Source organism: Streptomyces sp. NPDC004629 (genome assembly GCF_042873595.1).
In the GTDB taxonomy this organism is placed as follows: Bacteria; Actinomycetota; Actinomycetes; order Streptomycetales; family Streptomycetaceae; genus Streptomyces.
The window spans coordinates 322973-339890 of sequence record NZ_JBIALO010000009.1; the positions used below are offsets into that span (position 1 = coordinate 322973).

Here is a 16918-nt window from a genome sequence, read left to right on the forward strand (position 1 = left end):
GTCGGTGTCGGCGTGCTCGGGGTGGCCGGAATCGGTGTCGGTCACGATCGGGGCTCTCCGTTCGAAGTCGGCATCACACCGCCGAAGCGGCGATCGCGTTGCTGATAGGTGTGCAGGCACTCCAGGAAGTGCGGCGCGCGGAAGTCGGGCCAGAGCACCGGCGGGAAGACCCACTCGGCGTAGGCGACCTGCCAGAGCATGAAATTGGAGATGCGCTGCTCCCCCGAGGTCCGGATGACGAGGTCCACGTCGGGTGTGTCGGGGAAGGGCAGATGGGCGGCGAAGTGCTGCTCGGTCACGGCGTCGGCCGGCACTCCGCTGCGGATCAGCGACCGTGCGGCTTCGACGATGTCCCTGCGCCCGCCGTGGTCGAACGCGACGGTCAGCGTCATACGCCGGTTCTTGCCGGTCAGTGTCGTCAGGTCGGCGAAGTCCCGGGTCAGTGCGGCGGGGATGCGTGGGTCCGAGACGCCGAGGAACCGGCAGCGGATCCCGCGCGCGTGCAGCAGCACGGCGTGTTTGCGCACCACGCGACGCACCGTCCGCATGAGGAAGTCGACTTCCGTGCTCGGCCGCCGCCAGTTCTCGGTGGAGAACGCGTACAGGCTCAGCCATTCGACGCCGGCCGACCGCGCCGCCTCGATGACGTCGATCACCGTGGTCTCCGCGGCGCGGTGGCCTGCCGTACGCGGCAGGGAACGCTGCGCGGCCCAGCGGCCGTTCCCGTCCATCACACACGCGACGTGCCGTGGCGTCCCCCGCCGGCCGTCGCCGTCCGCGCGCCGCGGGGCGGGGTCGGGTGAGGGGGCGGAACCGCCCATGGCCTGCCGAACCGTCATGCCGCCCCCAGCCCACCCGTGCTGTCGTTCTCCCCCGCGCGGTGCGCGGCACCCCGCCCCGCGAGCCGCCCGCCTCCGCAGCAGCGTGTCAGCACCGGGATCCTCGGCAGGCCGCACCCGGCACGGATTCACCCGGGGAACGCCCATCCGATCCGGCGGTTTCTGTGCCGGATGCCACGGGTCCCGCGACGGTCTGCCGACCCGGTCAGCGCATACCGAACGCCCCGTCTTCCGACCGCGATCCAGGCCGTTGGGTGCACGGCCGACACCGCGGCGCACCACTGAGCCGACGACCGCGCCGAGACGAGCCCCCGGCGGTCGCCCGCGCAGTGGCCGACGGCCCGTAACGCCGCACCCGGCTGCGTACCGCCCCCGACTGTCGCTGTGCCTTCCACGACACGTCTCGTGGGGGCGCCGGCCGGTGGTGTTCCATGGCCGCCTGCGGCAACCGGATCAAGGCCCGCACCTGTCGCGAACGGCGGCAGCACAGCGTCCCAGCCGAGTGACACCGGGCGGCCGGCGTACCGGCCAGAGGCCGGCCGCCGACCCCGTACGGCGCTTCCGTCACTTGCGGGCCGCCGCCCGCCGGCCCCGCGGGCGCGGCACGGCCGGGTGCGAGCGTATGACGGTGGGGGGTGCCGGGACCCGGCGAGCGTCGTCAGAGGGCTGGGGCTCGCGTGCGGTCGGCGTCGACGAGGGCGTGCCTGAACCTGTCCCCGTCCGCGCTGCCGGGCGCCGCCGTCAGTAACACGATCTTGAACTCGGAGTCACCGTCGGTCAGGACGTCGCAGTCCACGTCCACGGGACCGACCACAGGGTGCTCGACCGTCTTGCGGTCCTCGCGGTGCGCGGCCACCGTACCGCTCGCCCACAGCCGGGCGAAGGTCCGGTTGCCCGCGGTCAGCTCCCGGATCAGCTCCGCCAGGCGCGCGTCCTGCGGGAAGCGACCGGTCGCGCGGCGCAGGTCGGACACGACGGCGAGGTCCGAGACCTCGCTGTTCCGCACGGACACCGGCCACCGGGAGATGCGTACGCGGTCGGAGCCGACCGGGAACCGCTCACGGGCGAAGTTGCGCAGTTCCGGCGGGGAGGCCGACGGGTCACCGAGCAGCGCCGCCCACCCCGGGTTCCACCAGATCATCTGCCAGTCCGCGGCGAACACCGCGACCGCGACGTCGCCGAGCCGGTTCAGTACTCGGCGCACACCGAGCATCCCGGCGCCGGCTCAGGACGCTTCATCGACCGCGACGGCACGATCGGCTGAGGCGCGCCGCGCGGGCTCCGGGCGGCGGCGTCCGCTCCAACGCCTCGTCGAGCGGGGCGGGTTCGGGGCTCAGCAGTCGAACGGCTCCCCGATGCCTCCTTCGCCTGACTCCCCGACGCCTCCGTCGCCCGGCTCCCGATGCCCTCGTCGCCCCGCTCATGCGTCGGTCCGCACGGCAGGGGGCATCCGGCCGGTCCCCGGTCGTGCCCGACGTCCCCTGTCATGCCCGACGTCCTCGGGCTCAGCGGCGGGTCTTCGCCGCCTGCTGGGCGTCGTTGCACAGATCGAAGATCGCGTCGGCCAGGTCCGGCAGGTCGGTCAGTTCGATGTTCCTCGGGTTGGCGGCGTAGCCGATCAGCCCGAGGAGCCGGTGCACGATGTCCGCCTCCTGCTGCTGACGCTGCCAACGGGCGTCGTGGAGGCCGTCGTCGACCAGCGGCGGCGGGGTGTTGCGGAAGCGCTCGTCCTCGGTGACACACTCGCGCAGCGCCTTGGGCCACACCAGGGGTTCCCTGCGCGGCCCGTTGTCCGGTGCCTCCTCGCCATGACGGATGGCGTGCATGATACGGGCCTCGTGCGAGCCGTCCACCCGTTGCTGGAGGTCCTCGATGGCGGCCAGTTGGGCGGCCACGCGGCGGATCCGGGTGGCATGGTCCAGGGCCCACTGGCGTTCGGCGCGGCGGCTGCGCAGCCCACGGGCGTACTCCACCCGCTCACTCTGTGTGGACGGCACCGTGCCGTCCGGACGGGTGTAGGAACGGCCCAGTTGAAGGTGGCGCCGCTCGGCCGCCTGACGGCCGCTCAGCTCCTGCCATTCCGCGATGCGCGCCCAGGTGATCCGCTTGGTGCGCGCCAGCGTGGTGAGTTTCAGCTCGTCGTGGTCGAGCTTCTCGCGGAGCATGCGGATGCCGAGCAGGGCGGCCAGGATCTCCGCCTCCGTGGCATCGGGCTGCAGTTCGCCCTCGGCCCGTTGGCAGACCCGGTCGTAGTTCCGTGCGATGTCCATCAGCCGGCCCGGTGAGTCGCCGTCGGGGCGCGGGAGGCGGCGGGCGCCAGGCGTCTTCTCGGTGAGCAGGGCCCAGGCCCGTGCCCGGTTGCGCTGTCCCCGGTCGTCCCTCGGGCCTTCTGGACGGTCTGTCGTCTTCATGACGACACCTTGCGTCGTCCGGCGGACGACGTTCCGTGGTCCTGGGCCGGTGCCGTCACCTGCACGTCACGCCCCGCATCGGGCGACTGTGCGGGTGGGGCATCCGAGGGGATCGGCGTGGCCGTCCGCGCCCGGCGTCGGCCTGCGGTTCTGCGTCGCCATGCCGTCCGGGCGGCGCCGGCCGCGAGCATCGTGAGCGCGAACATCACCGATGCCATGTACTGAGCGCTGAGATCGTGCATGAAGGATGTGGACATCGTGCTGTCGGCGCACGTCGGGCGTGCGCGCGCTGCCTCCCTACGAGGGTCGCTGGTGCACAGACAGGTCCCGTCTCGGACGGCTCTCGCGGCTCGCGAGGAACGCGCCTCGGGTGGGAACGGCTTGCGACGGCGCCGCTGCGGCCGGTCCGTGACGGAAGTCTGCCGGGCGTACGTCGCCCGCATATGCACTCCTGGCGGACCCGCCGCAACCGCCACCCCTCGCCACCCCCAAGTGAAGGGATGAAACGGTCCATATCGGTGCAGGGAATTCGTGAAGGAGTGTCGTCGTCCTGATGCGTCACTCCCCGCGCCGACGCCGCGGGTGGGCTCAACTTCCCGGGGACACGGACCGGTTGGGGGGTGCGCCGCGGCCGACGTTCACCCGAGGCGCACCGGCGCGCGGCCTCGGGCTCTTCCGGGCCGCCGGGCCCGCGCCGGATCGTGCGCCTCGGGGGCATTCGTTACCGTGTCCCTGTACCTGTCCGTGTTCCGGTCGCCTGCCTGCCAGGGGAAGGATTGCCACGCACGTTGAGATGCGCTGAGCCAGCACCGACGCGGGCCGCGAGCCGCGGGCCGCGAGCGCCGACCGGCATGGCCGCCCGAGGTGACCGCGGTGTTTGGTAGTTCGCCCCTGCGGGTGCCGGTGGGGCATGACGCGTCCCGGTGGAGCACCTTCCACAGCGAGCGGACGCTGGTGGTCGCCGCGCGCACCGTCACGTCGACGGTACGGGTCCTGGAGGCGCTGCCCGCCGTACTGGACGGCGACGGGCGGGTGGCCGTGGTGTTCGCCTACGACCCCACCTCGGCCTTCAACGCCGGGGTGCTCACGCTGCTCCACGAGGCCGGGTGCCGGGTCATGCCCTGGGAGCAACTGGCGGAGATCTCACCGGACCTCATCGTGACGGCCAGCGAGAACATCGAGGTGCCGGAAGGCGACTGCCCGGTGCTGGTGCTGCCGCACGGCGTGGGCTTCCAGAAACATGTGCCGGATTCCCGTAGTACCGGGGAGCGGCTGTCCGGCGTGGTGTCCGACGCCCTGCTGGAGGCGGGTCGCGCCTGGCTGGCCGTCTCGCATCCGGCCCAGGAGCAGCAGTTGCTCGCGGCGCATCCCAAGACGGCCGGGCGCACGGTGCTCGTGGGTGATCCGTGCCTGGACGAGTTGGTCATCAGCCGGTCGCGGCGCGCGGTGTACCGGGCCGCCATGGGGCTCACGGCACAGCACCGACTGGTGCTGGTCAGTTCGACATGGGGGCCCACCTCGCTGCTGGGCGGGCACCCGGGGCTGCCCGCCCGGCTGCTCGCGGAGTTGCCCTGGGACGAGTACCGCATCGCGGCGGTGGTGCATCCCAACGTGTGGGCCGCGCACGGCGCCTGGCAGCTGCGCACCGTGCTGGGCGACGCCGTGTCCGCGGGCCTGATGCTGGTGCCCCCGGTGCATGCGTGGCGGTCCGCCCTGGTCGCGGCCGACGTGGTGATCGGCGACCACGGGTCGGTCACCCTGTACGGGGCCGCGGCGGGCCTGCCGGTGCTGCTCGGCGCCTTCGGCCGGGATTCGGTGGCGGGGACCGCCGCCGCGGATCTGGCGGCCCGCGCGCCCCGTCTCGACCCGGCGGGCGATCTGCGCGGCCAGATCGAGGACGCGGTGCGCTCCCACTCGCCGCTCAGATACGCCGAGGTGACGGAGCGGGCCTTCGCCGCGCGCGGGCAGGCCCTTGCCCGGCTGCGCAGGGTCCTGTACCACCTGCTGCGGCTCGCCGAACCGGAAGCGGCTGCTCCGTCGGTGCGGTCCGTGCCGGTGGCCGATCGTCCGGGCGCCGAGGTCACCTCCTGGCTGGTGACCACGGCACTGGCGGCCGATGACGGGGAGCCGGTGATCGGGGTACGCCGCTTTCCGGCGGCGGTGGGCACCCGGGCGGATGCCACCGAGACGCCGACGCGTTTTGCGCATCTGGCGTGTGCGGACGACGAGCGTGACGGCCGGCTGGCGGAAAGCGCCTCGGTGGTGGTCCGTCGGTGCCCGGCCGACCGCGCGGTCGAGGCGGTGCGATGGATCGGGGAGACGCTGGCGCGGCTGCCGGGCAGCCTGCTGGCCGCCGTGCCCGTGCGCGGGGGCGGTGCGCTGATCGGGCTGCGGGACGGCCGGATGGTGGAGGCCGTGGTGACGGGACCGCCCCTGGACGCCGGGCTGCCCGCCGCGGTCGTCTACACCTGTCTGCGCGGTGGCGTGGACGTGGACGGCACGGTGGTGACGATGCGCGTCGGCGACCGGGGGCGGGAGGAGGACGTCGCGCTGCGGCTGCGCCCGGTCCGCCCCGGATGAACCCGCGGGCCAACGACACCTCGGTGTCTCCCGCACCGCCCGCGTCGGCCCGGTCCCGGTCGCTACGGTCCGCGGTCCTCCCTCGCCTCAGCTCTCGGCGTCGAGGGCGTTCAGCCTCCGCTCCAGGTCTTCCGCCTCCGGACTGCCGTTCGCGGTGTGGATGGCGAGGGCGCGAGTGAGCCAACGGCGCACTTCGGCGGTGCGCCCCATCGGCTGGACGAGGTCGGCGAGCCGGCCGAGGGCCTGCGCCTCGTAGTGGCCGGCCCGCTGTCGGCGCAGTTCGTCGGCCGCCTCGCTCAGGGCGGCGACTGCCGCTTCCGTGTCACCCAGGTGGGCGTGGACCATGCCGAGGGCGGCCGTCACCCGGGCGGCCATCCGCGGATCGGGTTCGCTGCCCGACAGCAGGTCCTCGCGCGCCTTGAGCAGGGTCGCCAGGGCCTGGGCATGGTCCCCTCGGGTATCCTGCGCGCAACCGAGGAAGAAGGCCGCGATGGCGGCGCCACGGCGTTCCCCGGCGCGGATGTTGAGGTCCAGGGAGCGCTGGTAGGCCTCGACCGCCCGGTCCGGTTCGGCCACGTCCAGATACCGGCCGAAAAACTCCTGGACCGAGGCCCGAAGCACCAGGTTGCCGGTCACCTCGGCACGGGCGGCGGCGGTCTCCAATTCCGTGTGTGCCGCGGCGTACTCGCCGAGGTCCATCAGCGGCCGGGACAGCAGGCTGCGCAGCCGTGCCTCGGCGGCCGCGGCCTGCTCGACCTGCGCCGCCGTGGTGGCGGACGCCCCGGCGGCGGTGGCCGCGGCGACGCCGAGTTCCAGTGATTCCTTCCAGGCGCCCAGATAGCGGCGATGCAGGAACAGCACGGTGAACGCCTCGGCCAGCGGCCACACGAGGTCGTGCAGCCGGTGCCGGGCGGCCTCCCGCAGCACCGCCAGGATCATGGTGCGCTCGGCGTCCAGCCATTCCAGGGGATCGGGTCCGCCGGGCGCGGTGAACGGGTCGACGGCCTGGTCCAGCAGCGGCGACAGCGATGCGATGCGCAGCCGGTCGCGTTTCACGGCCCGGTCGGCGAACGCGGTCATGGCCAGGTAGTGGGTGGCCACCCGTCGCAGCACCGCAGTGTGCTCGGCGGCGGTCTCCTGCTGCGCGGCCTGCTCTCGGGCGTGCAGGCGGACCAGGTCGGGCATCCGGTGGCGGCCGTCGGGCGCGGTCTCCACCAGGTGGGCGGTGGCGAGCACGCGCATCAGCCGCTGGGCGGCCGCCAGATCGGTGCCGGCGGCGGCCGCGGCGACGGCGGCGTCGACGGGACCGGCGGGCAGCAGGCCCAGCAGCCGGTACAGCCGCGCCGCCTCGGGCGCCAGCAGACGGTAGGACGGCCCGAGTGCCGCGGACATGGAAAGCTCCTCCCCCTCCAGGGACAGCCCGGCGAGCCGGCCGGTCTCGTCGTCCAGTTCCGCGGCCAGCGAGGCGATGGTCATGCCGTCGTCGCTCAACAGGCGGGCGGCCACGATCCGCAGGGCCACCGGCAGCCCGGAACACAGCTGGACCAGGCGCGCGGCGGCGTCCCGCTCGCCGTCGACGGCGAGCTGACCGCACAGGTCCGCCAGGAGCGCCAGCCCGCCGTGCGAGTCGAGCGGCCGCACATCGATCATCCGGGCGCCGTCCAGGGCGAGTTCGCCCAGCCGACGGTGGCTGGTGACCAGCACCGCGCTGCCGGGTCCCTTGGGGATGAACGGGCGGACCTGCGCCGGCTGGTCGACGCCGTCCAGCACCACGAGCAGGCGTTGTCCCGCGGTGCGTGAGCGCAGCAGATTGGTCCGTTCCGCCAGCGATGCGGGCATGAACTCGTCGGCGACGTGCAGTCCGCGCAGCACCATGGCCATGGCCTCGGAGACGTCCCCGCCCGGCGCGCCGGAAGTCGCCGCCTCGCCCTTCAGCGGTGCGAAGTCCACGTAGAGCTGGCCGTCGGGGAAGCGTGCGTGTTCCTTGTGCGCCCACCAGCGGGCCAGCGCGGACTTCCCGATGCCGGACAGGCCGTGCACCACGCCGAGCGCCACGGGCTGCCGCGGCCCGTTCCCCACGGCGCCCAAGGCCTCGTCGAGCCGGGCGAGTTCGGCCGTACGGTTGATGAACCGGGCGGTCACGGCGGGCACTTGATCGGGTTTGATCCGCCCGCCGTTCTCGGCGGGCGCCTGCACATGGAAGGTGACGCCGCCGTAGATGGCGGAGCCCTGGAAGGCGGGGCCGTGATGGGTGCCGGCGAAGAGCGAGCCGACCACGGTGCCGGGCGGCGCCAGCTCCGCCAGCAGCCGCAGCAGTTCCTCGCCGCGGTCGGGATCGGTGGTCAGGATGTCGAGGATGCGGGCCTGCCAGTCGCCGCGCAGCCTGGTCTCGGCTTCGTCGTCGTGGGCGGAGCGCGCCGTCGCCAGCGCCTGCTCGGTCCGCCGCAGTTCCGCTTCGGCGGAGTCGGTCGCGCCGCGTCGGCCGAGGAGCCGGGCCAGCCGTGTCTTCGCCTGCTCCCACGACTCCGACACCATCAACCCGACCAGCGTCGTCGCCCCCGATGCCGCGAGCGCCGCCAACTCGGCTTCCACCACTCCCCCTTCATCGTGCGGCGCCGCAACGGGCCCGTCAGGCATCCACCGTAAAGAGATCTTGCACCGTTGGACAGCCCGGCACGCACAAAGCGGCCCGACCTCCGCGCCCGGGCTCCACCGACGGCGTACGCCGGGTAGGCGCCGAGCACCCGCCGGCGCAGCATGGTCTCGTGCCGGGCCCGCCGGGTCAGGGCGTCGTCGGCGGCGAGCAGGTGGACGGTACGGCGCACGAGGGGTATCCGCGCCGCGCCCGGCCGGGTCAGCAGCCCGGGCACGCGATCGGGGCCTTCTGGTCGTTCTCGTCATCCGACGTCACCCGCCCTCGCAGCAGAAGCGGACAGATTGTGGCCGGTTCTATGGGCAGAATGGGGGCATGCAGAAGACCTCGGCGCGGTTGTTGTCGCTGCTCTCGCTCCTCCAGGCCCGCCGGGACTGGCCGGGGCAGCTGCTGGCCGAACGGCTGGAGGTCAGTCCGCGCACCGTGCGCCGCGACATCGACCGTCTGCGGGAGCTGGGCTACCCGATCGTGGCCGCCAAGGGGCCGGACGGGGGCTACCGGCTCGGGGCGGGCAGCAGGCTGCCGCCGCTGCTGTTCGACGACGACCAGGCCGTCGCCCTGGCCGTCGCGCTGCGGACCGCCGCCGCGACCGGCGCCGGGATCGAGCAGGCCGCGGCGCGGGCGCTGAACACCGTCCGGCAGGTCATGCCGGCCCGGTTGCGCCATCGCGTCGACGCCCTGGAGGTCACCGCCGTGGAGCGTGCGGGCACCCGGCCGAACCCGCAGGTCGATCCGCAGGTGCTGGTGGCGCTCAGCGCCGCCGTCCGGGACCGTGAAGTGCTGCGCTTCGACTACTCCCCGGTCTTCGTGCCGGAAGCCGCCGGCACCGGAGGGGCGGTGGTGCCGCCGCGTCGGGCGGAGCCGCATCACCTGGCCACCTGGGGGGCCCGCTGGTATCTGGTCGCCTGGGACCTGGACCGGGACGACTGGCGCACCTTCCGTGTCGACCGGATGGCACCGCGCACTCCCACCGGGCCTCGCTTCGCCCCGCGCGAGGTTCCCGGAGGGGATGTGGCCGCGTTCGTCGCCCGCCGGTTCCAGGGCTCCGACGGTGCCGGCGGCTGGCCGTGCCGCGGCGAGGTGATCCTCGACCTGCCCGCTTCCGTGGTGTCCGCGTACAGCCGCGACGGCATCGTCGAGGAACTGGGCCCCCACCGCTGCCGGCTCCTCCTGGGCGCCTGGTCGTGGATCGGACTGGCCACCGCCGTCGGCAGATTCGACGCGGACGTCCAGGTCGTCGGACCCCCCCAGCTACGGGACGCCTTCGCCCGCCTGGCCCACCGCTACACCAACGCCACAACCACCCCACTGCACTAACAAACCCCGTCCCACTACAGCAGCCCCCAAAGGGGCGCGAGGAACGGCGCGCCCAGCCACAAACAACCCGCACCCACATCACACCCCCGCCGACCAAACCCCGCAGACCGTCTACCCCAGCCCGATACGAACCGGCCCTCCAGCAGCAGACACACCGCTGAGCACCCCGTAGGGCACGCGGAAGACCCGGCCGGGGGCGGCCGGCCAGGTGAGGGCGCGGCGGGCGATGACCCGCCCGTCCTGGCGGACGGTCACCCGTGGGAAGCGGACGAACTCGTCGGTCCACAGCAGCAGTCGGTCCCGGGCCGGCGCCGGGTCGCCGGGCCTGAGGATCTGGGGGGCGACCCAGCGGAACGGGGCGTCGGCGACCAGCCGGACCCCGTCGGCCGGGCGGGGGCGGCCGTTCAGATGGCCGATGACCTGCTCGGCGACGTGCCGGCCGTCGAGGGCGGCGACATCGGCGGTGTCGACGGGGTGCAGCACGTTGCCGGCGGCGAACACGCCGGGGCGGCTGGTGCGCAGCGCGGTGTCGGTGAGCGGGCCGAGGGTGCCCTCGTCGAGGGCGATGCCGGCGCTGCGGGCGAGTTCGTGGTCGGGGATCCAGTCGCCGGTGAAGACGACGGTGTCGCAGGCGACGGTGCGCCGCCGGCCGGTGTCGAGGTGTTCCAGTTCGACGGCCTGGCAGCGGCCCTTGCCGATGATGCGGGTGACGCGGCTGCGGGTGGCGACGGGGACCCGCAGCAGGGTGCGGCCGGCCGCGTTGAAGGCGGCGAAGGACTCGGCCTTCGGGTACTGGCTGATCATCAGGGCGGGGGTGCAGCCCGCTTCGCGCAGGGTGAGGGCCGCGGACCAGCTGACGAGTTCCCCGCCGACGATGACGGCCCGTTCACCGACGGGCCGGTGGTGGAGGTGGACGAGGTTCTGCAGCTGGCCGGTGGTGTAGACGCCGTGCGGGCGGTCGCCGGGGATCCGCCGGGCGGTGCGCGGGCGTTCGCGGGCGCCGGTGGCCAGCACGATGGACCGCGGGCGGATCCGGTAGCGGCCGTCGGGGCTGGTGACGTCGAGGGTGTGGTCGTCGGCCCAGCCGGTGACCATGGTGCGGGTGCGGATCTCCGCGCCGGCCCGGGTCGCCTGCCGGACGAGGTGGCGGGCGTAGGCGGGGCCGGTCATCACGCGGTGCAGGTCGCGCAGCCCGTAGCCGGTGTGGTCGCTGTGCCGGGGGATGCCGCCGGCGGCCGCTTCCCGGTCGACGACGAGGACGTGGCCGGCGGCCCGGTCGGCGAGTGCGGTGGCGGCGGTCAGCCCGGCGGGCCCGCCGCCGATGACGAGGACGTCGGGTGTGATCAGGTGCGGCTCGGTCATCGGGGGTCCTTGTGCTGGCCGGCGCGGCCGTCGTGGGTGTGGTGCTGTGCGTGCAGCGCGGCGACGGCCGCGCCGCAGAAGAAGCCCTGGCAGCGGCCGTTCATGGCGCGGGTGCGCCGGCGCAGTCCCTCCGGACTGCGGGCGGGCAGGGTGGCGTGGCAGGCGTCGCGGATCTCGCCTTCGGTGACCCGTTCGCAGAAGCAGACGACGGTGCCGTAGGCGGGATCGCGGGCGATGAGGTCGGCGTCCTGGTAGGGGCGTGGGGACGCCTCGCCGATGTTCGGCATCTGCGGGGGGTCGGGCAGGTCGCCGCGGGTACGCAGGGTCAGCCCGGCCGCTTCGAGGAGGGTGCGGGCGTGTTCGGCGATCGCGATGCCGGCGGTCAGGCCGGTGGAGCGGATGCCGCCGACGAGGAGGTAACGCTGCCCGGGTGTGGCCTCGATGAGGTAGTCGGGGTGGTCGATCGCGGCGCGCAGGCCGGCGTAGCTTGCGGTGACCTCCTCGGCCAGCAGCCGTGGCATGAGGCGTTCGCCCTTGCTGAGCAGGAAGTCGAAGCCGTCTTCGGAGGTGGCGGTGTCGGTGCGGTCGGTGAGGTCTTCGGCGGTGGGGCCGAGCATGACGTTGCCGTAGATGGTCGGGGAGATCAGGACGCCCTTGCCTCGGGAGGTGGGCACCGGCAGAACGATCTTGTCGACCATGGGACGGGTGAGCTTGTCGAAGACGAACAGCTCGCCGCGGCGGGGCGTGACGGTGAAACGGTCGTGGCCGAAGAGCCGGTCGATGTGGTCGGCGCCGAGGCCGGCGGCGTTGACGACCCAGCGGGTCCGTACGTCGCCGGCTGAGGTGTGCAGGACGGTCGTCAGGTCGTCCTGGTCGATGCCGGTCACGGCGTGGTCGAGCAGGATCGTGGTGCCGCGTTGCCGGGCGTCGGTGGCCAGGGCGAGGTTGGTGGTCCAGGTGCAGATGATGGATTCGTCGGGAACGGTCAGTCCGCCGAGCACGCCCTCGCCGAGGTCGGGAAGGGCGCGGTAGACCTCGTCGGCGTCGACGATGCGGCAGTGCTCGTAGCCGTTGGCCTCGGCCTTCTCCTTCAGCGCGGGCAGCGCGGCCAGTTCCTCGTCGTTCCAGGCCACGAGGACGGCGCCGGTGTGTTCGACGGGGATGCCGGTGGCCTTGGCGTAGGCGCTGAGCAGTTGGTAGCCGCGGGCCACCAGCCGGGATTCGAGTGTGCCGGGTTTCGCGTCGAAACCGGTGTGCAGGATCGCGGTGTTGGCCTTGCTGGTTCCGTCGCCCACGTCGTCGCGGGCTTCGAGCAGGGCGACGGAGACGTCGCAGCCGGACAGTTCGCGTGCGATCGCCGCGCCGACGATTCCTCCGCCGATCACCGCGACGTCGAAGACGCCGTCGTGGGGACGGTGGGGGGTGGCGGTCATGAGTGGTCTCCCTTGGTGGCGCAGGCCGTCGCGGCCTGTGCCCATGTGGTACGGAACTCCTCGGCCCGGTCGGCGGACCAGCGGGGTTCGTAGATGGTGGTCGGCCGCCAGTCGCCGACGGCCTCCTTGAGGGTGAGCGCCGGGTCGAGGGCGCAACGGGCGAGGGCCGCCGCGCCCAGTGGGGTGGCGTGCGCGTGGGGGTAGATGTCGACGGGGATCTGGGCGATGTCGGCCTGGGCCTGCATCAGGGCGGCCGAGTTGGTCAGTCCGCCGTCCGCGCGCAGCCGGGTCAGGGGCCGGCCCAGGTCGTCCGCGACCAGGGCGCCCAGCGCGGCGACCTGGGCGGCGATGCCCTGGAGCACGGCGAGCACGAGGTGTTCGCGGCGGGTGGCCAGGGTCATGCCGGTGAAGGACGCGGTGGCCTGCGGCGACCACCAGGGGGCGGCGAGACCGGCGAAGGCGGGCACGCACAGGACGCCCTCCGCGTCGGCCGCGACCATCGAGTCCAGGTCGGTGGCCGACTCGACGAGGCCGAGGTCCTTCAGCCAGCGCACCGCGGAGGCGACGGTGTAGACCTGTCCGTCCACGCAGTACGGGGTCTGTCCGGCCGCCTGCCAGGCCACCGACGTGGTCAGGCCCGCGCTGGAACGCACCGGGTTCAGGCCGGTGTTGGCGAGCAGGAACGCGCCGGTGCCGTAGGTGCACTTGGCGCTGCCCGGCTCCAGACAGCCCTCCGCGACCAGGGCGGCCTGCTGGTCGACGACCAGTCCGGCCACCGGCACCTGCGGGCCGAAGGCACCGGTGGTGCCGACGATCTCGTCGCAGGCGGCGATGCGTGGCAGCCGCTCCGCGCCGAGCCCGAACAGGTCGGCGAGCCCCGGGTCCCAGGTGGCGGTGTCCAGGTCGAGCAGGAGCGAGCGGCTCGCGGTGGTGGCGTCGGTGACGAATTCCCCGGTGAGCCGGTGCACCAGCCAGGTGTCGGTGGTCGTCACCACGCCGTCGCGGGTGAGGTTGCGGCGCAGCCAGGTCATCTTGGGTGCGGAGAAGTACGGGTCGAGGACGAGGCCGGTGCGCCGGGCGATGTCCGCGGCGTGGTCGGCGAGTTCGGCGCAGATGCCTTCGGCGCGCCGGTCCTGCCACACGATCGCCTGGGTCAGGGGCGCTCCGGTGGCCGGGTCCCAGGCGAGGACCGTCTCGCCCTGGTTGGCCAGGGCGACGGCGTCGATCGGCCGGCCGGCCTCCCGCACCGCGCGGCGGCCGGCGTCGAGGACGGAGTCGAGGAGTTCCCGGGGGTCCTGTTCGACGCCGCCGCCCGGCAGGTAGTGGGGGCGGATGCTCTCCTCGGCGATGGCGACGGTGCCGTCCGCGTCGTCGACGACGATGGCCTTCGTACCCGAGGTGCCCTGGTCGATGGCGAGGATCACGGTCATCGTGCGTCGTCTCCGGCCGTGGCGTTCGCGGGCTTCGGCCCGGTGTCGGTGGTGTCGAGTGCCCGGTCGACGTCGGCCATGTCGGGCATGGTCAGGCCGTCGCGTCCGCGCCGGACGAGCAGACCGGCGAAGTAGAGCGCGCCGATCGCGAACAGGACCAGTACATAGGTCCAGGGGGCGCGGAAGGAGGCGTCGCGGAAGATCAGCAGCTCGTACACCAGCCAGACGGCGGCGACGACGAGGACGGGGACCTCCCAGCGGCCCAGGGAGAAACCCTGGGAGGCGGGCAGCGAGCGTCGTTTGACCGCGTACATGGCGACGGTGCCGGCGTAGATGAGGGCGGGCAGCAGGGTGCCGGCGGAGAACAGCTGGAACAGCGCGTCGGTGGAGTGGGAGAAGACCGCGAGGATGATCTGCGCGATCAGCATCATGAACACGGAGGCGTTCAGCGGGGTCGCCGTGCGCCGGTCGATCCGCTTCAGCAGCTGCCAGCCGGGGAAACGCTCGTCGCGTGCCATGGCGTACACCAGGCGGGTGCCGCTCAGGGTGATCACCAGGCCGCAGGAGAAGATCGAGACGACGACCAGGACCAGCAGGATCTTGCCGACGACCGAGCCGAGTACGGCGGTGATCACGGTGGCCACCGGGGTCGCCGACGAGGCGACCCCGTCGATCCGGCCGGCCGCGGCGGTGACCGCGACGAGGAACAGGAAGCCCAGTACGCCAAGGGAGAGCACGGCCTGGACCATCGCCTTGGGGATGACGCGGGCCGGGTCCTTGGTCTCCTCGGCGAGGTTGGCGGCCGACTCGAATCCGACGATGGTGAAGGCGCCCAGCAGGAAGGCGAGCGCGAAGGGCCCGGCGTGGGTGCCGCCGCCCAGCGCGTAGTAGCCGCTGTCCGGGACGGTCCCGGTGTCGAAGAGGTGGGCGAAGTCCAGCTTGCCGGTGAAGGCGCCCACCGCGAACAGCAGCACGGTCAGGGCGATCATGCCGATGAGTTGCACGGTCACGGCGGTGTTGTTGACCCGGTGGGTGGTGCGCGTGGAGGCGGCGACCAGGATGGCCTGGAGCAGGACCACACCGGCCGTGATGACCCAGGCGTTCTGTGTGGTGCCGACGTAGCGGAACAGCTCCGGCAGGATGGTGGAGGCGATCGTGTAGTCCACGGCGACCAGGACCACGCCCAGGAAGGCGAACGAGATCCAGCCCATGATCCAGCCCCACACCGGGCCCACGATGCGCGACACCCACTGGTAGGAGTAGCCGCTGATGGGGATGCGGGCCGCGAGGGCGCCGAAGACGAGGGCGATGGACAGCTGGCCGATCACGGAGATCGGCCAGGCCCAGATGCCCCGCGCGCCGGAGGTGGCGAGCACCGAGCCGTACGTGGTGAAGATGCCGGTGGCGATGGAGACGAAGCCGAAGGCCACGGAGAACGAGGCGTACCAGCCGAGTTCTCGTGCCATGTGCTGCTGGGGCTCACCGCCGCCCGGGCCGTCTGTTCCCGGTCTCGTGGGACCTGTGTCTGTGTGTGCCATCACTCGTTTCCCTGCTCAAGAGTGCCCCGCGGTGGATGCGAGAGCCAGTGGACGTGGCGAACCGAACACTGTCGGTCTGCGGGCGGGCCCCTGGTGCGGGGTCTGCTGGGGCCTGTCTGCTGTGGGTGCGGCGGGCCGCGATGGTGCGCGCGGCCGTGGCCGTGGCGGTCGACTCCCCACCGCCGGCCCGGCATCGACCGATGCTGACCGTTCTTGTGGATTATTGACCGCGAGGTACTGGAAGTGTGGACCTTTGCCCGGCCGACGTCAAGGGTTGGAATCCGCGTAACCGCGATGACGCGATGAGGGGCCGGTGGGTGCGGACGCGGGGGACTACAGGCCGGACCCGTAGGATGCAGTCACAGGTCCACAGAAACGGTCACAGCTCCAGGGAGGTGGGTCGTGCTCGCCGCCGAGCGCCACCGCAGAATCGTCGCCGAGATCGCCCGGCTCAAGTTCGTCACCACCGACGATCTGACCACGCTGCTGGGTGTCTCCCACGAAACGGTCCGCAGGGACCTCGCGCTGCTGGAGCGGCGCGGCGAACTCGCCCGGGTGCACGGCGGCGCGACCAGCCCCCGGGCGCCCGTCGGCGAGGAGGCGTCCTTCACCGAGCGCAGCGGGACCCTGGCCGCGGAGAAGGAGGCCATCGGCCGGGCGGCGGCGGCGCTCATCGAACCGAACCAGATCGTCGTGATCGATGTCGGCACCACCGCGCTGGAAGTGGCCCGCGCCCTGCCCGCCGACCACACCGGGGTCATCGCCACCCCCTCCCTGCTGGTGGCCGCGGAGGTCAGCACCCGCCCCCGGGTCGAGGTCCTGGTCAGCGGCGGCCGGCTGCGCCCCGGCGACCTCGCCTGCTCCAACGCCCAGGCCGTGGAGTTCTTCGGCGATCTGCGCGTGGACGCCGCCTTCCTGGGATCCGGTGGCCTCGCCCCCTACGGGCTCACCGACTTCCACCTGGACGAGGTCGCCACCAAGCGGGCCATGCTCGCGGGCGCCTCGCACCGCTATGTGCTGGCCGACGCGAGCAAGTGCGGCCGCACCGCCGCGCACCGCGTGTGCGGACTCGGCGACTTCGACACCCTCATCACGGACGAACCGTGCCCGGCCGAACTACGCACCGCCCTGAGCCGGGCGGACACCACCGTCATAGTGGCCCCAAAGACCGCGTAACCACCCCGCGCCCCGAAGGGGCGCGGGGAACTGCTTGGGTTCTAGGAGTCGTTGCAACACCCCAGTTCAAGGGGTGCGATGGAGTTCGAGATCCGTAAGGACCGGACAAGGCCTCAGGGCAGGAAGAAGCTCGCGCGGGAGCGGGAGGCATACTCCCGGCTCATGCAGCAGGGTGTGAG

The 16918-nt window shown here is 72.9% G+C and carries 12 protein-coding genes; 4 read left to right on the forward strand and 8 right to left on the reverse strand.

Annotated features, from left to right (window positions below; all coding sequences use genetic code 11):
- Nucleotides 1-41: 41 nt before the first annotated feature.
- Nucleotides 42-821, reverse strand: a complete 780-nt coding sequence (gene uppS, locus ACFYTE_RS16620) for a polyprenyl diphosphate synthase (RefSeq protein ID WP_388710182.1) — start codon at nucleotides 819-821, stop codon at nucleotides 42-44.
- A 377-nt stretch (nucleotides 822-1198) separates the two neighbouring features.
- On the opposite strand from uppS, the gene ACFYTE_RS16625 reads away from it, so the two are divergent.
- Nucleotides 1199-1345 carry a CGNR zinc finger domain-containing protein gene (locus tag ACFYTE_RS16625; protein ID WP_388710184.1) on the forward strand — a complete coding sequence of 49 codons (147 nt, stop codon included), beginning with the start codon at nucleotides 1199-1201 and terminating at the stop codon, nucleotides 1343-1345.
- Between the two features lie 152 nt (nucleotides 1346-1497).
- On the opposite strand, the gene ACFYTE_RS16630 is transcribed toward ACFYTE_RS16625, so the two are convergent.
- Together ACFYTE_RS16630 and ACFYTE_RS16635 are read right to left on the reverse strand one after the other, a co-directional pair.
- On the reverse strand, nucleotides 1498-2043 hold the full coding sequence (locus tag ACFYTE_RS16630) for a hypothetical protein (protein ID WP_388710139.1): 546 nt from the start codon (nucleotides 2041-2043) through the stop codon (nucleotides 1498-1500).
- Nucleotides 2044-2344: 301 nt separating this feature from the next.
- Nucleotides 2345-3250: a hypothetical protein gene (locus ACFYTE_RS16635; protein WP_388710141.1), complete on the reverse strand. Its 906-nt coding sequence runs from the start codon at nucleotides 3248-3250 to the stop codon at nucleotides 2345-2347.
- 873 nt (nucleotides 3251-4123) lie between these two features.
- Between ACFYTE_RS16635 and ACFYTE_RS16640 the strand changes: the two genes are divergently transcribed.
- Nucleotides 4124-5830, forward strand: coding sequence for a hypothetical protein (locus ACFYTE_RS16640; protein ID WP_388710143.1), 1707 nt, complete (start codon nucleotides 4124-4126; stop codon nucleotides 5828-5830).
- An 87-nt stretch (nucleotides 5831-5917) separates the two neighbouring features.
- Here ACFYTE_RS16640 and ACFYTE_RS16645 read toward each other — a convergent pair whose 3' ends face one another.
- Entirely contained in the window at nucleotides 5918-8422 is a 2505-nt protein-coding gene (locus tag ACFYTE_RS16645) for an NB-ARC domain-containing protein (RefSeq protein WP_388710145.1), read from the reverse strand.
- Between the two features lie 376 nt (nucleotides 8423-8798).
- Between ACFYTE_RS16645 and ACFYTE_RS16650 the strand changes: the two genes are divergently transcribed.
- Complete coding sequence (locus tag ACFYTE_RS16650; protein ID WP_388710147.1) at nucleotides 8799-9800, forward strand: helix-turn-helix transcriptional regulator; 1002 nt, start codon at nucleotides 8799-8801, stop codon at nucleotides 9798-9800.
- 111 nt (nucleotides 9801-9911) lie between these two features.
- Here the strand turns inward: ACFYTE_RS16650 and ACFYTE_RS16655 are convergent, their stop codons facing one another.
- The 4 genes from ACFYTE_RS16655 to ACFYTE_RS16670 are packed head-to-tail and all read right to left on the reverse strand — an operon-like array spanning nucleotide 9912 to nucleotide 15491.
- On the reverse strand, nucleotides 9912-11162 hold the full coding sequence (locus tag ACFYTE_RS16655; protein ID WP_388710148.1) for an NAD(P)/FAD-dependent oxidoreductase: 1251 nt from the start codon (nucleotides 11160-11162) through the stop codon (nucleotides 9912-9914).
- Nucleotides 11159-12595, reverse strand: a complete 1437-nt coding sequence (locus tag ACFYTE_RS16660) for an NAD(P)/FAD-dependent oxidoreductase (RefSeq protein WP_388710150.1) — start codon at nucleotides 12593-12595, stop codon at nucleotides 11159-11161. Before ACFYTE_RS16660 ends, ACFYTE_RS16655 begins: the two co-directional genes overlap by 4 nt.
- Nucleotides 12592-14025 (reverse strand): FGGY family carbohydrate kinase, encoded by a 1434-nt coding sequence (locus tag ACFYTE_RS16665; protein ID WP_388710152.1) that lies wholly within the window; start codon nucleotides 14023-14025, stop codon nucleotides 12592-12594. Before ACFYTE_RS16665 ends, ACFYTE_RS16660 begins: the two co-directional genes overlap by 4 nt.
- Nucleotides 14022-15491, reverse strand: coding sequence for an APC family permease (locus ACFYTE_RS16670; RefSeq protein WP_388710153.1), 1470 nt, complete (start codon nucleotides 15489-15491; stop codon nucleotides 14022-14024). Before ACFYTE_RS16670 ends, ACFYTE_RS16665 begins: the two co-directional genes overlap by 4 nt.
- Nucleotides 15492-15965: 474 nt before the next feature.
- On the opposite strand from ACFYTE_RS16670, the gene ACFYTE_RS16675 reads away from it, so the two are divergent.
- Nucleotides 15966-16739: a DeoR/GlpR family DNA-binding transcription regulator gene (locus tag ACFYTE_RS16675; RefSeq protein WP_388710155.1), complete on the forward strand. Its 774-nt coding sequence runs from the start codon at nucleotides 15966-15968 to the stop codon at nucleotides 16737-16739.
- Nucleotides 16740-16918: the final 179 nt, after the last annotated feature.

Coding starts and splice junctions, on each gene's coding strand:
- uppS (WP_388710182.1), bottom strand. CDS start 821: ATGGGCGGTTCCGCCCCCTCACCCGACCCCGCCCCGCGGCGCGCGGAC.
- ACFYTE_RS16635 (WP_388710141.1), bottom strand. CDS start 3,250: ATGAAGACGACAGACCGTCCAGAAGGCCCGAGGGACGACCGGGGACAG.
- ACFYTE_RS16650 (WP_388710147.1), top strand. CDS start 8,799: ATGCAGAAGACCTCGGCGCGGTTGTTGTCGCTGCTCTCGCTCCTCCAG.
- ACFYTE_RS16655 (WP_388710148.1), bottom strand. CDS start 11,162: ATGACCGAGCCGCACCTGATCACACCCGACGTCCTCGTCATCGGCGGC.
- ACFYTE_RS16660 (WP_388710150.1), bottom strand. CDS start 12,595: ATGACCGCCACCCCCCACCGTCCCCACGACGGCGTCTTCGACGTCGCG.
- ACFYTE_RS16665 (WP_388710152.1), bottom strand. CDS start 14,025: ATGACCGTGATCCTCGCCATCGACCAGGGCACCTCGGGTACGAAGGCC.
- ACFYTE_RS16670 (WP_388710153.1), bottom strand. CDS start 15,491: ATGGCACGAGAACTCGGCTGGTACGCCTCGTTCTCCGTGGCCTTCGGC.